Source organism: Bdellovibrio bacteriovorus, from assembly GCF_001592745.1.
GTDB classification, from domain to species: domain Bacteria; phylum Bdellovibrionota; class Bdellovibrionia; order Bdellovibrionales; family Bdellovibrionaceae; genus Bdellovibrio; species Bdellovibrio bacteriovorus_B.
Genome location: NZ_LUKD01000001.1, coordinates 350,143 through 365,701, shown reverse-complemented (window position 1 = coordinate 365,701; position 15,559 = coordinate 350,143). Strand labels below are relative to the sequence as shown.

Genomic DNA, 15,559 nt, shown 5'->3' with positions numbered 1-15,559 from the left:
AGAAGGAGTTAACACCTCCTTCTCCGAATATGGTTTGGATTCCTGGCGGAACTTTCACGATGGGCTCAAACGATCACTATGCCGAAGAGGCGCCTGCCCATCGAGTGAAAGTCGATGGGTTTTGGATGGATCGATCGCCAGTCACGAACAAAGACTTCAAAAATTTCGTCGAAGACACTGGCTACGTGACGTTTTGTGAAGTCGCACCCGATGCCTCACTTTATCCTGGTGCAAAAAAAGAAATGCTGACGGCGGCTTCCGTAGTTTTTGTAAAGCCCTCGGGGCCAGTTGATTTGCGAAATCCTTATCAGTGGTGGCATTACACGCCGGGAGCAAGTTGGCGATATCCTCAAGGACCTGGAAGTTCCATTGAAGATCGTATGGATCATCCCGTCGTTCACGTTACCTGGAAAGATGTGCAAGCCTATGCAAAGTGGGCGGGCAAGAAGTTACCCACAGAAGCGGAATGGGAATTTGCCGCGCGTGGAGGTCATGAAGGGCGTGAGTTTGCGTGGGGCGACGAGTTGCTTCCTGCTCACGGACATCAAGCCAATATCTGGCAAGGAGAGTTTCCTTGGCAGAACTTAGCGGCCGATGGATTTGAAGGCACTTCTCCTGTCGGAAGTTTTCCCGCTAATGAGTACGGCCTTTACGACATGATTGGCAATGTGTGGGAGTGGACTGTGGATTGGTATGCTCCTCAACATGCAGAAGAAAAGCACAAGGCTTGTTGCATTCCAAAAAATCCTCGCGGAGCCGCAGAGGCGGAAAGCTATGATCCTCGACAAACACTGCAGATACCCAGAAAAGTGATGAAAGGAGGCTCGCATCTGTGTGCGCCTAACTACTGTCGTCGCTATCGACCTTCGGCGCGCATGGCGCAGCCTGTGGATACGTCAACGTCACACTTGGGATTCCGGTGTGTGATTCGCGGAGAGCGCACATGACAGAACCCGAGTTGAACTCCAATGAAATGGCGAAAAAACGAACGGAAATGGCAGAGCATCGTACCGACTTGTCAGAACATCGAACTTCGCTTTCAGAAAAACGAACCGAGATGGGCGAGGTCCGAAGTAGCTTGGCGACGATGCGCTCGCATCTGGCGAATGAGCGCACTCACTTGGCTTATATGCGAACCGGAATTTCTTTGATTAGTTTCGGTATTACCATCAATCGCTTTGCTTGGTTTCTTATCGATAACAAAACGATGTCTCGCTACGGACATTCTTTTTTGCACGACACGAAAGACTTGGGAATCGGCATGGTTTTTTTAGGATCTGCGATGTTGATATGGTCCTTGTTCAATTATCGAAAAACAGCAGATGCGATCACGAACAATAACTACACTCCCTCAAATAGATCGGTTCTGGCATTTACTCTGGCTTTAATTTTAGTCGGTGTTGCATCAACGGTGTGGCTCATCCTCAGTTAGGAGAATTCAATGGAGTTCCGATATATAGCGGGTCCCTCAGAACTTTTTACTATCTTTTTTATTATGGTGGGTCCCTTAGGTCATCTTGCACAGTTTGCGAAAGTCACACGCGAGATGACGCAAGAACAAATCAACACTCTGGCGTTCAAGTCTTTAATCATCATAGTACCCGTGATTGTGGTGTTGGGACTGCTTGGTAAAGAGCTCATGTTGAAATGGCACATTCCGCCGCCCGTATTAGGTCTGACAGCGGGTATCATTTTTGCCTTGGTAGCCTTTAAGATTTTATTATCTTCGGATGCTGAGACAGAAACTGCCGGAACACATCAAGCGGAAGTATCCCCTCTTACTGTGGCTTTAAAGATGCTGATCAATCCTCATTCCGTGGGGGCTTTGATCGTCTTATTAGCGTTAAGTCATGACTGGGATCGCACGGTTTTGGTTTTGAGCCTTTTCGTGGCTAATCTAATTCTTGATGCCTTGGCTTTAAAGTATATTCGAATTTTGATGGGGAGGGTTGGCAAAGTCGTTATGTTGATTCTTGGCTCTGTGCTTGGGGTCTTACAGGCGGCCTTGGCGCTAACGATCATTCACGCCAGTCTTATGATGATCGCCCAGAGAGGATAATTTCTTCACGCCCACTCAATCTTGACAATTCTTTTTCGAAAAATGCGCTATAAGACTTCCAATTCTATTTTACTTTTTAAGGAGACTGCCATGAAGTCTATTTTAGCTCTTTTTGTTCTTCTTTCTTCTGCTCAATCATTTGCTGCAAATCCTTGCGAAAATCACGCTAAAGCGGCAGCTATCCGCACTTACAAAGCGGCTGTAGGCACGGTTCAAGGTTCTGAAGGAATTCAATACTCTTCTGTGAAAGAAGAAGGCTGGAACAATCCTTACCTTTACACAGTAACTATTGCGGACAACAACGAAGACGGCGAAACTTGGGAAGTGGACTACGAAGTTCAAGTCCAAGACAAAGCGGGTAAATGCAAAGTGCTCTCTGTTAAAGAAGTTGCTAGCAGATAATCAATCCCAGTCTATGATTTTTATGAAAGCCCAACATCCTGTGTTGGGCTTTTTTTTTTGCCCACAGATACTGCCGTAGTATTTTGACACTTCTTTCTTCACATCTTTTTGTTTCTGAATTTGAAAGATAAATTGGGGACTCTCACAGAGGAGGACTCTATGTTTGCCGCTCGGTACGTTCCCGGCGAAAAAAAACTTTCACTCACTGATATTCCCAAGCCAAGGCCCGGCCCGCGAGATGTTCTATTAAAAATCCGCGCCGCAGGAATTTGTCATTCTGATCTTCATGTTCTGGCCGGAGAAGTTCCTTATCCGCACACATTCACGATGGGTCATGAAGCTTGTGGCGAAGTTGTGGAAAAAGGAAATGAAGTCTCCGCGGATATTAAGGTAGGCGGGCTTTACGCCGTACATGGTCCCAATCCCTGTGGCGACTGTACGTACTGCCGAACGGGGCATGACAACTTATGCAACGGACCTGGCAGAACTTTTGTGGGGCTGGGACAAGATGGCGCTTATGCTGACTATTTAGTTGTACCGGCGCGAAACGTTGTCGAAGTGCCCAAGGGAGTTTCACCGGAGGTCGCCGCAGTGGCGACAGATGCTGTTTTAACCCCTTATCATGCAATTAAAACCCTGGGCGAAGTGCAAACCAACTCGAAGGTTTTAGTGATCGGCTTAGGAGGCCTGGGCATCAATGGTGTGCAAGTTGCAGTGGCTTTAGGAGCCAAAGTCACCGCCACCGATCTGCGCGAAAGCAGTTTAGAGCTCGCAAAAAAATTCGGCGCCAACGAAACAGTGAACTCTAAAGAGATTGATAAAAAAATCAAACCCGCCTCGTTTGATGTGGTTATAGATTTTGTTGGTCGGGATTCCACTTTCACTCAAGCGCAAACTTTTGTGCGCCCCGGGGGCACGATTGTGTTAGTGGGCTTGGGCTCTTCGCATGTCCCGGTGATCAGCACTCCGTTGATCAGCTATCAAGTGCGAGTTCAAGGGGCTTTTTGGGGAACACATCAAGAGATGCATGAAATTTTCCAATTGATTGACGAAGGAAAAATCAAACCCCAAGTGGAAACAGCACCGATGAAAGACGTCAACCATTGGCTTGAGGAATTAGAGGCGGGTCGAGTAAAATCTCGCATGGCCTTATTACCATCGCAGATGTAAGAAAGGCTAAAGGGGCTTTGAGCCCCTTTAGATGAATTCTATTACTGAACTTTCTTGTCTTTCCTTTGAGCTTTAGCTTGTTTACGTTCCTCCTTTTTTTCGGCACGCATTTGCTTACGCTCTTCCTTTCTGGCTTCACGCATTTCTTTTTTGTCGTCGCGAGACTCATGCTTCTCGTGAGCTTTGGCATCTTGACGGTTCATTCCAGAGACCGCCTGACCGATAGTGCTGGGGTGAAGGCCTAGCTCTTTTGCGATTTTACCCCAACCCATTTTATCTTCTGTTCTCATTTTTAAAATTTCATCAACTGTTTTACCGGATTCTTTGCTTAAAGCTCCGACAACGGCAAACTGCGATTCAGATATTTTAGAATCCTTCATGGCTTGAATCTGTTCGTCTGTCAGATTGTATTTTTCTTTAAGACGAGCTTCGTAATCGGGCTGAGCGGCCTCTTCGGTGATCTGTGTTTCAGCGGCAGCGATTTCGTCTTCAGCTCTAGCCAGCATCGGATTCGTCAAAGCCAGGACTAAGACGGAAAGAATTAATTTGTTATTCATTTAACACTCCTTCGTTAGAAAGTGATGAGCCACTTTGCCAATATTTCGTTTTCTTTATAATCTTGATAACCACTGCGCGAACGCTGTTGATAAGAACGCACCACAATACTGCCAGATGAGTTGATTGAAAAACGGCGCATGGCTTCACCTGATAGATACAGTGCGCTGTAAGTTTCTTTTGAAGTATCCACCTGACTGACCACTCTACCGTTTTTGCGGGTGACTTGGGTTTCAGTCGTTAAGTCACGACTTAAAAAGCTAGTTTGTTTTAGTCCCAGTTCCGCACTGAAACTCCAGAACCTGTTCAGCGTATACTCCGACAAGATGGACATATCGATATAAAACGCGCTGTATTCGCTCGCGGAAGAAAGAACCACGCCCGCTTCACCATAACCCTCGATATAGGCTTGCGAAGTAAGGTCGTAACCCAAAGTCGCACTGCCGAAGATCGAATTATCAAAACGACTTAGTGAAGAAAAGCTGCGCGCTTCATATCCGGCACTTAAATCCAACGTCAGACTTTGACGGAGGTCTTTGCTTTGGGACACAGTTGCAGCGAATGCATAGTTATTGAAAGAAGAGTCCGTTGTTCCCGGTTCTCCGTGAACGTATTCTTGACCTTTCAATTCAAATTCGCAGGTTCTTTTACCAAAACAATCAAGCTCATCTGATACACCAAATGAAAGCAAATCATTGGTGTCCTCTTTGTTATAGTCTTGATATTGAAGGCGTAGGCCGAGTATATGGCCGGGGACTGAATAAAATTTATTCGACGTTCCCGCCAAGAAGAAAAAATCGCCCTCTTTTTCCGAATCCGTTCGAAGTGCGTTGTCCGTCATCCCGACTTCCAATCTGTTTCTTGAACTCCACTCTGCTAGCGCATAAGAAGAAAAAACCAGGAAGAAAACATTGAAGACAACAAGCTGTCGTAATAGTTCCATAGAAGTCATTATAAAAAGTCAGTGAAAATTGAACAGAACAAACGCCATATGAAATATAGTGATTTCAGCCTGATACGGCGGTTTATAAAGAGATGGCCAATCTCGATAATGCTATTTTTAGTGCCGATATTTTGATCAGTGGAAAAGCGCAAATATGAAGGGAAGTTTTAAGAGAATCTCTTCGGCCGAGAGCGGAGAAGTTTCATGACTTCTTCATCTGGCACTTGGTTAAAGGACTCGTAGAACTGTCCGACGAAAGCGAAGTCGTCTGTTTCAATAAGGCTGAGCACGTCAGTGATTTCTTGGCGCATTTGTTTTGACGCTCTGGTTGAACCCGCGGGAACCACCAGATAAATTTCTTTTGCGCCTTTATCCCGAATGTATTTTGCGGCGACCCGAGCAGTTACACCTGTTGCGAGACCGTCATCCACCAGATAGACGGTCATTCCTTTCAAGTCTTTGAGGCTTTTGCCATTCCGATATAATTGCAGTCGTCGCTGAAGTTCCGCCTTTTCATCATCAATAATTCTTTGTACCAATTTTTGCGATGGTCTGAAGTCAGGAGGAATCTCGGGGTTGATCCAAAGAATGTTTTCCTCCGTCAGGGCGCCGATTCCGTATTCGGCATTTTCAGGATGACCAATTTTTCTTACGATTAAAACATCATAGGGAATATCCAATGATTGTGCCAGCTCATGAGCAATAGGAACGCCGCCACGAGGAAGTGCTAACAGCACGGAATTGGGGCTGCGGGGATGCCCTTTTTCTTTTAAAAATGCGGAAAGGCGGTGGGCGGCATCTTCTCGGTCAATAAACTTTGTGAATTTGATAAGACACCTCCAGACCTGATTTTAGGGATAAAGAGATCTTTCGGATATTCATTATTGTGTAATCAAGAAAACTACATTTAGTGAAACCTGGCGTTTTGGTGTATGCTGGGTCGCATGGAACACTCACCCCTCCGCAATCTTTTATGGATTGAAGAGCTTTTACCTGTTGGTTATGACTGCGCCCCTAAAAACGGGGGGATGGCTTATTATGTCGATATGAAGCTTGTCCTTATTCTGGTCGAGCGTCGCGGGCTTTATGAACACAAAGGCGTCAGTTATCCGTTTGAGCTTTGGAATGGATGCATCTTTCCAATTGAGAAAAAAGCTCAGAACGCTTTTTTTCTGAAATATCTTTTTTTAGAAAATCATCCGGCAAATAAAGACTGGCTTTATATTCCGGCAGAGTCTGAAAACTTCGAAGACGAGGTCAAGCAGATGATGCGTGAAATTTCGCGCGGTAATATGTTACTAGGACTTCCGGTAAAATCTTCTGAACTCACCAAAGCCGAAAAGACAGAGAGACCCGTCAAGAAGACGGTAACTCCGAAAGCCAAGATCAGTAAGAAGGGCGAAAACGCGTTTCTTTTATCCATTGCTAAGAAGAATCGAAAATAAACGCGGCTGTGCCGCCTTAGTTTTGGCGGGCAGTGACGAAGCTCTTCGTCCAGTTTTGCCAATATTCACAATCCACAACCGGATCTTTAATTCGCACGGGGTCGTGGAATTCCAATTTGGCGTGAATTCGCTCTAGACCAAAAAGATTGAATAAGTGTGTAGGCAAAAAGTCATCATCAATATACGCGGCAGCTCTTAAGGGTAAGTAGGTGATACGAAAAGGTTGAAAGAGAAGATTCTTTTCGTGCGCGATTTCAAATGCCCCTCGACGCCACGATTTCTTTTCATGCATGCAAGTGGTCCCAGAAGGGAAGATGGCGACGCGCTGGCCGCGGGTCAATGCGTTCTGAATAGACTGCCTTGCGAGCTGTCGGGAAGAACCGCTTTCACGTTTCACAAAGACAGTTTCAATTTTTTTCGCCGCCGATCCGATAACGGGCCATGAGCGGACCTCTTCTTTCGCGACAAACGAAAGACCCCTGACTGTGCTCATAAGAAGCGGAATGTCTAAGTAACTCACGTGATTCCCCAGGAACAGCAGGGATTTCTGCTCTGAAACTTTCCCGGAAATTTCAAGATCAATGCGCAGGCGAGAAAGCATGTCTTTGGCCCACTGAAGTTTAAGATCTTCAACGCTGGCTTCAGGATGTTTTGATTTTTGCAAATAGTGATAAGTTTTTGCGAAGAGTCCCACAGAATCAGTGAATGATGTAATGGCTTTCATGCCCTGATCATAATGGCATGAATGAAAGAAGCAATGTTTTGATTAAGTCAAGGCAGCCTGACAAAACCATGACACGACAAAATGTATTTTTCCTTTCACCCTTTACTTAATGAAGGAAATCAATTTTCTGGGCCTCGGCTTTGAAGTCGGCCAAGAGCAAAATGGACTCAAGAGCTCTCACGAATACTTTCGTCAGTACTTTCCTTTCCTGAAAAAGCAGGGATTCAATTTGGTGGATTGTGGAGAAGTCCTGTGCCCCGAACCTTTCGGAATAAAGCTGCGTTCTGCAGACGAAATTTCGGCTTTTAACTGGCTTCCTTATAAAGAAGCCTATGCAAGAATTCAGTATCTTCTGAAACAGCCTGAAGTTCTTTTAAATTGGGGCGGCGATCACAGCGTGGCGTTGGCCACAGTGGGAGCCTTTGCTTTTCAGAATCCAGAGGGGTACGTCGTTTGGGTTGATGCGCATACGGATGTGAATCTTCCTGAATATTCATTAAGCGGGAACTTGCACGGCATGCCTTTGTCCATTTTGTTAAACGTGCAGGGAGTTGCGTCCTCTCATTTTCCGTGGATTCAGAATTCTCTTCGTGCGGACCGCCTTATTTACGTCGGTGTGAGGGATCTAGACCCTTTTGAAAAAGAAATTGTTCGCGAGTTGGGGATCACGGCTTTTACCGCCTCAGATGTTCGCACTCAAGGAATGAGTGCAGTCTCTCGCAAAGTTCTTTCTAAGGTTCAAGGAAAGCCTTTGCACGTAAGTTTTGATATCGACAGCCTTAGCCCCGAAGTCGCTCCTTCAACGGGCGTTCCTGTCTCTTCGGGCCTCACATTAGATGAGGTAATGACACTAGGGCGGACTCTTTCGCAGCATTCGTCTTTACGTTCAGTGGATGTCGTCGAGGTGAACCCCTTTTTGGGAAGTGCTGACGATGTCTTTAAAACCTATTTTGCAGCTCTTCAATTTTTAACGTCCTTGTTTCACCAGGGGGAAATCTATGATGGCATTGGTCGATCAATTAAAGCAGACTACACAGCTTCGTTGGAATCGAGTCCATAAGTTCAAAGCCAAAATCAATATGAATATTGAAGTGGGCTCTTATGTGATTAAAACCGCAGAGACGCCTGAAGAGTTGATTGAAAGCTTTCGTCTTCGTCATGAAGTGTTCAATCAAGAGTTCCGCGGGATGACAGGGGCGGGATTGGATTTTGATAAATTTGATTACTACTTTGACCATTTGATCATCGTTCATAAGGAACTAAAAAAGATCATTGGCACTTATCGTGTGAACTGCTCAACCTTTTCAAAAGAGTCTTACACCGCTTTAGAATTTGAATTGCAAAATTTTTTTAGAGAGAATGATGGTCCCTTCTTAGAGCTGGGGCGCGCCTGCATTCATAAAGACTTTCGCAAAGGCTCTATCATCTCTTTACTGTGGAGAGGAATAGCAGAGTACATGAACTTAAGCGGCACCAAAGTTCTTTTTGGCTGCTCGAGTTTAAAAATCAACTCGCCTCGGGAAGCGGCGTTGACTCATAAGTACCTTGTGGACCAAGGCTTGGTGTCACAAAAATATCCTTGCAAGCCCACGAAGAAATTTACGATGCCGGATTTTAAAAATTGGTTCGAGTACTTCGATAAGGGTTTGACCGAAGAGCAATCAGCAGAAGCTCAAGACCTAATTCCATCTCTTTTGAAATCTTATCTGAAGTTGGGCGCCCAGGTTGCTTGCGAACCCGCTTTTGACGAGGACTTTGATTGCATCGATTTATTGACGGTTTTGCGTAAAGAAGATTTGGCGCAAAGTTTGGCGTCTCGTTTTTCATTAGCGAAATAGGTATTGAGGCTCGACTGTGCGGTCGGGCCTCCCGCTAAATATCGGCCTTATTGATGATTGATAAAAGGGTGTTTGCCCTCTAAGGCGGGTATAATTTTCAGTTAAATCTACTTAGCGACCTAATCACCTCGTAGTTGAAAACCTACTGACTACAAAATCCCGATTCTTTGACTTTCGCTCTGATATGGCCGACAACCCGCCAACACAAAGTGAAAGGAAATCTGTCATGTCAAAATTGATCGTTGGCGTTCTTTTGTCTCTAGTTGCAAGCATCAGCTTCGCTAAAACTGATAAATTGGTCGTTTACTCTTCTTACGACGGTGCTCGTTTGGGACCTATTTTTGCTCCCTTCACTCAAGCTACTGGCATCCAAGTAGAAGTGGTCAATGCAGGTTCTGCTGATCTTGTGAATCGTCTGGCAGCGGAAGGCGCGAACACGCCCGCTGACTTGTACCTTGATAAAGATATCGTTTACTTAGGACAAGCTGATAGCAAAGGCCTTTTGCAAGCTTTCAATGCCCCGTATGTTACTCAAAACATTCCGGCTCACTTGATTGACGCGAACAACAGATGGTTTTTGATTTTCTATCGTGCGCGCGTGATCATGTACAACACAAACAAAGTAAACCCAGCGGACTTGTCGACTTATGAAGACTTGGCAGACTCGAAATGGGAAGGCCACCTTTGCCTAAGAACTTCTAACAACTCTTACAACGAAGCTTTGGGTGCTTCTTTCGTTCACCACTTGGGTGAAGAAAGAACGGAGAAGATCTTTGCTGGTTGGGTGAATAACTTAGCTCTTGATCCAATCAAAGGTGACACAGATCTTATCCACGCTATTGCTAGCGGCACGTGCTCTGTAGGTATTGCGAACACTTACTACTTGGCTCCTCTTGTTCGTGACAACCCAAGCTTCCCAGTGAAACCTTTCTTCTCAAACCAAAAAGACGTTGGTGCACACATCAATGGCGTTGGTATCGGTATCACGAAAGCTTCCAAGAACTTGAAAGAAGCGAACATGCTTCTTGAGTACCTTGCTTCTAAAAAAGTTCAAGAAGTAGTCGCTAACGGTTTCAGCCAATACCCATCTAACCGCACAGCTGAAATTGCGCCAACATTGATCAACTTCGGTGCATTTGTTGAAGACACGACAAATGTTGGAACAATCGCTGAAAAAGCTCCTAAGGCGAAAGAGTTGATGAATAAAGTTGGTTACAAGTAATTAGCATTTATTTTTTTAATTTTTATAGAGCCACTTCCTCCTGGGGTGGCTCTTTACTTTTCATGGGACCTGCGTGCTTAGACCGACGTGCAAGTCTTGATGGAATTTTGCAAGAAGGTATTCCAGACGCGTGAACGTGAAGAGGCGATTGGCTTTGCATTGAAGACCTTTTTGAATGCCTTCTAAAATTTCAATATCTTGTCCGATAATCACTTCAAGAAAATCGATTTTTTGCTGGATCTTTGAATCTGTTTTTGAGGCTTCACTAGGCACAAGTGGAATCGCGCGAAAAAGCGTCTGATTGATCGAAAGCGGTAGCAATGAAATCAAAGCCACGTGGTCGTCATAAAAGAGCAAAAAACTTGAAGGAAAAATAAAGTACATAACTTGCGCCCATTGCAAAAGGGATGTGTCTTCCGAAGGCTTTCTTAAAGGTACGACGATCCGGCAGTTTTCCCCCTGCGTGTCTGAAATACTGAGATTGGGAAATTGCAACTGTGCGAGATAAGGAGCATGGGCATGCGTAAAGTGATAAACTTCAAGAAATGCCTCTACGCCAAGCTTCCAATTGAAGTTCGCAATAAATGATTTTTCCGTCAGGGCGTGCCTGGGGAGGAAGCCGAGCTCTTCGCGGTCTTCGAGTAATTGCTGAAACGCGGATGGGAAAGAAAATTCGTCTTGCGAAAGAATAATCCAGATCATACCGGCTGCTTCATACGCAGGAAGTTCTTTTAAACGAAAGGCCGTCGAAGATACGCTCGCAAAACAATTTTGCCTTTCGGGAATTTCCGAGGGGTTTCCGTTGGTCGAATAAGACCAGCCATGAAATGGACACACCAATTTTATCTGTTCTTCTTTCACTACTTTAAGCTGTGCTCCACGGTGTCGACAGGCGTTGAGATAAACGCGGATTTTACGCTGCTCATCGCGAACCGCGATTATAGGCACTCCCAAAAATTCGGCGCTGTAGGATTCACCGACATTTTTTACTTTAGATGAATCAATCCAGGGTAAAGGTCTTTTTTTAACGATGCCGTCCATTTCTTTTTCATACAAAGCCAGATCTAAATAACTGCTGACAGGGTTTGCCGAAACAGAGGGACCTAATTCCAGACGACCGTACTCCATGTGAAGTAGCGCTTGTTGTTGTATCTGCTGCAGTGTTTTCATGATGTGACCCCTTTTGCAAATTCAGGAAAGCACAACGCTTCTTCCCGCCGGCAATAGGCCACAAGATTCGCGTGGCTAAGAAGATCTTTTTGTAACGGGCTCGGTATGGGTTGTTTTAGAATCGTGATAAGAAAGGCATAGGCCGTGGCGTCCAAGGTCGTAAATTCCTCTCCTAGAAAATATGCCTTATCGCCAAGAAAATCAGACAGCGCTGTCATTACTTGTTTTCCCAGTAAATAAACCTCTTCTTGGGAATGCCGTCCTAGACCTTGCAGATAGGCTTGGCTGCGCAGACGCCGTCGCAAGAAATGCAGAAAGGGTGTGCCAACAACGGGCGGAAACAATGAAGAAAAATCTTTCTTTATGACCTCCCAGCCCCTCGGATCTATCCAGCGGCTGTAAAGCAAAATAAAGTACAAATGCTCTTCAATCATTTTTTGAAAGGCAACTCCTTGAGCGTTATTCAGAGCGGATAAAGCGGACGTGGTGTGTGTGTTTGCAAGATGCTGCAAGATAAAAGAAGAGTCGGGGACGACTTTATCGCCATCGCGAATAAAAGGCATCTTTCCCTTGGGACCGCGTGCGGGATTCTTTTCAACGATCACGTGATAGGAAATGTTTTTCTTTCTTAAAAACATTTCCACCTTGATGCAAAAAGGGCTCAAGCTGGGTAATCCCCAAATGGCTGGATATTGATGAAGCTTGATCATGAGTGTCTCCCGAGTAGAGTTTTAATGAAGGACGTGAAATCCAATAGATCAAGAACGCTTCCTTCAAGGTGCAGGGTTTTTAAAAAGCGAAGGTGCAGCTTTGAAGATTCTTGGCAGCGATGCAAATAATTCTCGAGGTATCGTTTGGTGAAGCTAGGGTGGGTTTGTGAACCCAGCTTTGAAAGTAGATAGGGAACGCGAAGTAAAGCCTCCGCGTCGCTGTGGAACTTTCGGCTTGTAAAATATTTTTGAGAAAGCATTTTTTTTAGAAGCAGGGCTTGTTCCAAAGCTACCGTCATTCCCTGGCCAAAAACGGGATTCAGCGAACAAAACGCATCGCCTACCACAACAAGATTTACTGGAAATCCGACAACTTTATGCAAGCGGCGAAGGTGCATGTGGGACTTGTGGAAATAGGCCGGTTCTCCCAGTGCTTGACCATCTTTCAGAAGGGAAAAACAGTGTTTTCCTGGAACAAGCAAAGCTCTTTTCATAAAGTCTTCGAAATCTGCTTTGCCTTTTAGCGAAGACGAGTATTCGATCAAAGTGGCGACATACCGGCCATTTTCTATCGGTGCAATCACGGCCCCTCTCGTGTCTGTGGGGGGCGAGAGCTGATAATAATATTGTTTGAAATCTTGAAATTTCAAAGAGGCCTTTGTGAACTGAACGGAACGATAGGTGATGTTGATGGAAGTTTTTTTCGTGAAGGCCTCAAGCGACAACGTGGGTAGCAGTCTTTTTAACGGAAAAAAAGCACCACCAGCGATGACCACAAGATCCGCTGTGAACAGTAGATTGTTTTTACAACGCACACGTTTAACGGTGTTTTGTTCAACGAAAATTTCTTCGACCTCGGCTTTGTGAAACACGATCCGTGATTTCTGGGAGACGTGGAAGTGCATGTGGCTCTCTAAACGAGGACGGCTCATGGCTTCCGTGCGAATCAGTGACGGATAGTGGGGAAAGAGGCCATCTCGATTTTCCCATGCGGTATCGTGGGACCAGTCAATGTAAGGGCAATCCTCGAAGTCTTTTTCTATTTTTGGAAATAGCTGACGGAGAATTTTATGCCCGCGCTTTAACAAAACATGAAGGTGACGCCCCTGAGGGACACCGCTACGTGCATTGTTAGACCCAATGCTCGGGTCTTTTTCAAGGACGGTGACCTTTTTAAAGTGTTCTGATAGAACTTGGGCTGCAGCTAGGCCTGCAATTCCGGCTCCTATGACCAGCGCGTGATCGCGTTTCATATTTGGCCTTCCAGATTTTGATGAAGTTGATTCAGGGCTTGTAAGCCAGTCGCATATTGTGCTGTCGAGAAAGTTTGTATTCCTTGATTTTGCAACTTCGTAAGGATGTCGGCAAACTCCTGGTGCAAAGGATTTTGATAGTTTTCCGACGATGTCATAAGTATTTCGTTCGTTAGATCGCCTTCGGATATTTCTCTTCTCAATGTGAAAAGAAGATTGCTAATACGCCCAGCGCGTTGACCTAAAATAAATATTTCACGACAAGTTCCAAGTTCGCGGCTATCAAATCCCGAACTCGCCATCAGGTCCATGGTGCCTGCGGCTACCATTCCCATATTGTATGGTCCTAGAAGACGTGACTCAGTCAGATTTCTGACAGCGGGAAATTTTGTCATCAACTCAGAGTATTTATTACTGATGTAGAATTGCTCAAGGTCAAAACGAAGAACGGGGAATAACTCCTTATGGTGGGGAAAGTGCTGAAGCAGAAGAGCAAGTCGCTGAAAGAGATATCGAGCCAAGTTGAAGACTTTTTGATCTTGCAGAGCCAGACTTCTTGCCGGCACGTGGTCTATTCCGACATTTAGTTTGTATAAATGTTGGAGTAGCTCTGGATTGTAGTACCGAGGATGATCAGCAAGATCATCATAAAGAGTGACTATCATTCCCAAATGAACTTTGGCGAAAATCGCCAGATCTACAAAGCGACCGTCGACAGAAGTCAAAGTTGTAAAACGATAACCCGTCGGTAGAAAATCCCGAAATAAAACCTCCGGACGCAAGGTTGAAGACTCTCGATAGGTTTTTGTTAAAGTTTCGATCTCATCCCGGAGATTCGTGAATGGAAATTTAGTCATGAGTTTCTCCCCGAGAGTGGAGGAATATATATTGATTTGGCAAAGGATGAAGTGTGATCAGCGGCTCTGCCTGAAGAGGCGCGGAAGGGCCTGAAATCTTGAACCTCTGACAGATTTTTTTTAAGACAATGGCTGCTTCAAAATACGCTAAGCGCTCACCGACGCAGGACTTGCCTCCGGCTCCGAAAGGAATAAAGGATAACGGATGTTTGAGTTTTTCTGCGAACCGTTCGGGCCTAAACTGACCGGGATCAGGAAAAAGACCCGGGCTGCGATGCAATTCAGTGATGCCGATAAGAACCTGATCGGCTTTTCGTACGGAACAGCCTAACAGATCATCATCTCGGGTGGCTTGTCGTGCCAGCATGTACGCCGGCGGGAATAGACGAAGGCTTTCCTTATAAACGGCCATCGTCGCTGCCTCGTCACCTTGAGCGATTTGGTCTTGATATTTGGGATTTTGCGCCAGAAGTAATAGCGTGAAGGCTAACGAGGCGGCCGTGGTCTCGTGTCCTGCAAAAAGAAAAGTCATGCAGTGATCGATCAGGTTCTCATCACCCTCAAATGCCTTTGGAACGCCGGACTCCCTTTGCAAATGCTTTTCAAGCATCAGGCGAATCTCTTTTTGCAGGCAAAGAATTTCTCGATTTTTGCGGGTAGGGATGAACAAAGGTGCGGGAGCTAAAGAGCGCATGCGCAACCCACAGAGATAATTAAGACGTAAAAACTTTTCTCCGATTTTAGACGCCAGTTCAGGAGATCGCACGCCCAAGAAAATCGTTAAAGCTGTTTGTAAAATCAATGAAGTCATTTCTGCCGTAACGTCGATCTTATTTTGGATCGCCGCTTTTCTCAGAAATTCATCACAATAGTCTTCGATAATCACTCGTGCCGTGTCTAATCCGGCGCCGTTAAACATAGAACGGGATTTCAGGCGTCCTGCCTGCGATTCTTTTCCGGAAAGCTGCACCAGGCCCTTTTTCCCAGTTACGGGTTGTATTCGATCGAAAACGGTGCGGTTTTGAACGTATATGTCAGCTCGCTTAATAAGAATTTCTTGGGCTCGCTCCGGATCAAAAACAAAGACGAAGCGTTTAGGGCCCAGGAGCAAGCATTGAGGCTCACCTTGATGATCCATATCCCGCATAAATTGGACAGGCTCAGACATAAATTCGGTCAGATTTACAATTGGATTTAGTAGGCGCATACTT

The 15,559-nt window shown here is 45.4% G+C and carries 18 protein-coding genes; 9 read left to right on the top strand and 9 right to left on the bottom strand.

The features are described 5' to 3' along the window. Nucleotides 1–29 precede the first annotated feature (29 nt). From AZI87_RS01740 to AZI87_RS01720, 5 genes are all read left to right on the top strand, one after another. Entirely contained in the window at nucleotides 30–947 is a 918-nt protein-coding gene (locus AZI87_RS01740; protein WP_081112168.1) for a formylglycine-generating enzyme family protein, read from the top strand. Next, the gene (locus AZI87_RS01735) at nucleotides 944–1,432 is read left to right on the top strand and encodes a YidH family protein (RefSeq protein ID WP_063204721.1); all 489 of its coding nucleotides are present in this window, start codon (nucleotides 944–946) and stop codon (nucleotides 1,430–1,432) included. The genes AZI87_RS01740 and AZI87_RS01735 overlap by 4 nt, the downstream gene beginning before the upstream one ends. A gap of 9 nt (nucleotides 1,433–1,441) precedes the next feature. After that, complete coding sequence (locus AZI87_RS01730; RefSeq protein ID WP_063204720.1) at nucleotides 1,442–2,059, top strand: MarC family protein; 618 nt, start codon at nucleotides 1,442–1,444, stop codon at nucleotides 2,057–2,059. Between the two features lie 90 nt (nucleotides 2,060–2,149). Further along, nucleotides 2,150–2,461 (top strand): hypothetical protein, encoded by a 312-nt coding sequence (locus tag AZI87_RS01725; RefSeq protein WP_063204719.1) that lies wholly within the window; start codon nucleotides 2,150–2,152, stop codon nucleotides 2,459–2,461. A gap of 159 nt (nucleotides 2,462–2,620) precedes the next feature. Continuing rightward, nucleotides 2,621–3,631 (top strand): zinc-binding dehydrogenase, encoded by a 1,011-nt coding sequence (locus AZI87_RS01720; protein WP_063204718.1) that lies wholly within the window; start codon nucleotides 2,621–2,623, stop codon nucleotides 3,629–3,631. Between the two features lie 41 nt (nucleotides 3,632–3,672). Here AZI87_RS01720 and AZI87_RS01715 read toward each other — a convergent pair whose 3' ends face one another. The 3 genes from AZI87_RS01715 to AZI87_RS01705 all read right to left on the bottom strand — a co-directional run bounded on the left by AZI87_RS01715 (nucleotide 3,673) and on the right by AZI87_RS01705 (nucleotide 5,941). Further along, nucleotides 3,673–4,188, bottom strand: a complete 516-nt coding sequence (locus tag AZI87_RS01715) for a hypothetical protein (protein WP_063204717.1) — start codon at nucleotides 4,186–4,188, stop codon at nucleotides 3,673–3,675. A 14-nt stretch (nucleotides 4,189–4,202) separates the two neighbouring features. Then, the gene (locus AZI87_RS01710; protein WP_155722478.1) at nucleotides 4,203–5,129 is read right to left on the bottom strand and encodes an outer membrane beta-barrel protein; all 927 of its coding nucleotides are present in this window, start codon (nucleotides 5,127–5,129) and stop codon (nucleotides 4,203–4,205) included. A gap of 167 nt (nucleotides 5,130–5,296) precedes the next feature. Then, entirely contained in the window at nucleotides 5,297–5,941 is a 645-nt protein-coding gene (locus AZI87_RS01705) for a phosphoribosyltransferase (RefSeq protein ID WP_253696670.1), read from the bottom strand. 132 nt (nucleotides 5,942–6,073) lie between these two features. Between AZI87_RS01705 and AZI87_RS01700 the strand changes: the two genes are divergently transcribed. Continuing rightward, nucleotides 6,074–6,574 (top strand): hypothetical protein, encoded by a 501-nt coding sequence (locus AZI87_RS01700; protein WP_063206521.1) that lies wholly within the window; start codon nucleotides 6,074–6,076, stop codon nucleotides 6,572–6,574. 16 nt (nucleotides 6,575–6,590) lie between these two features. Here the strand turns inward: AZI87_RS01700 and AZI87_RS01695 are convergent, their stop codons facing one another. Continuing rightward, the gene (locus tag AZI87_RS01695) at nucleotides 6,591–7,298 is read right to left on the bottom strand and encodes a lysophospholipid acyltransferase family protein (RefSeq protein WP_063204714.1); all 708 of its coding nucleotides are present in this window, start codon (nucleotides 7,296–7,298) and stop codon (nucleotides 6,591–6,593) included. A gap of 109 nt (nucleotides 7,299–7,407) precedes the next feature. On the opposite strand from AZI87_RS01695, the gene AZI87_RS01690 reads away from it, so the two are divergent. From AZI87_RS01690 to AZI87_RS01680, 3 genes are all read left to right on the top strand, one after another. Then, the gene (locus AZI87_RS01690) at nucleotides 7,408–8,358 is read left to right on the top strand and encodes an arginase (protein WP_063204713.1); all 951 of its coding nucleotides are present in this window, start codon (nucleotides 7,408–7,410) and stop codon (nucleotides 8,356–8,358) included. Then, nucleotides 8,297–9,136 (top strand): GNAT family N-acetyltransferase, encoded by an 840-nt coding sequence (locus tag AZI87_RS01685; RefSeq protein WP_063204712.1) that lies wholly within the window; start codon nucleotides 8,297–8,299, stop codon nucleotides 9,134–9,136. The genes AZI87_RS01690 and AZI87_RS01685 overlap by 62 nt, the downstream gene beginning before the upstream one ends. A gap of 226 nt (nucleotides 9,137–9,362) precedes the next feature. Beyond that, nucleotides 9,363–10,358, top strand: coding sequence for an extracellular solute-binding protein (locus AZI87_RS01680; protein WP_081112099.1), 996 nt, complete (start codon nucleotides 9,363–9,365; stop codon nucleotides 10,356–10,358). A 60-nt stretch (nucleotides 10,359–10,418) separates the two neighbouring features. Here the strand turns inward: AZI87_RS01680 and AZI87_RS01675 are convergent, their stop codons facing one another. Genes AZI87_RS01675 through AZI87_RS01655 form a run of 5 tightly spaced genes read right to left on the bottom strand, consistent with a single transcriptional unit; the run spans nucleotide 10,419 to nucleotide 15,555 of the window. Then, a complete protein-coding gene (locus tag AZI87_RS01675) occupies nucleotides 10,419–11,528 on the bottom strand; it encodes an aromatic ring-hydroxylating oxygenase subunit alpha (RefSeq protein WP_063204711.1) in 1,110 nt (369 codons plus the stop codon). Beyond that, complete coding sequence (locus AZI87_RS01670; RefSeq protein ID WP_063204710.1) at nucleotides 11,525–12,238, bottom strand: glutathione S-transferase family protein; 714 nt, start codon at nucleotides 12,236–12,238, stop codon at nucleotides 11,525–11,527. The genes AZI87_RS01675 and AZI87_RS01670 overlap by 4 nt, the downstream gene beginning before the upstream one ends. After that, nucleotides 12,235–13,491: an NAD(P)/FAD-dependent oxidoreductase gene (locus tag AZI87_RS01665; RefSeq protein ID WP_063204709.1), complete on the bottom strand. Its 1,257-nt coding sequence runs from the start codon at nucleotides 13,489–13,491 to the stop codon at nucleotides 12,235–12,237. Before AZI87_RS01665 ends, AZI87_RS01670 begins: the two co-directional genes overlap by 4 nt. After that, on the bottom strand, nucleotides 13,488–14,348 hold the full coding sequence (locus AZI87_RS01660; protein WP_063204708.1) for a hypothetical protein: 861 nt from the start codon (nucleotides 14,346–14,348) through the stop codon (nucleotides 13,488–13,490). The genes AZI87_RS01665 and AZI87_RS01660 overlap by 4 nt, the downstream gene beginning before the upstream one ends. Then, the gene (locus AZI87_RS01655) at nucleotides 14,341–15,555 is read right to left on the bottom strand and encodes a cytochrome P450 (RefSeq protein WP_063204707.1); all 1,215 of its coding nucleotides are present in this window, start codon (nucleotides 15,553–15,555) and stop codon (nucleotides 14,341–14,343) included. Before AZI87_RS01655 ends, AZI87_RS01660 begins: the two co-directional genes overlap by 8 nt. Between the last annotated feature and the right edge of the window lie 4 nt (nucleotides 15,556–15,559).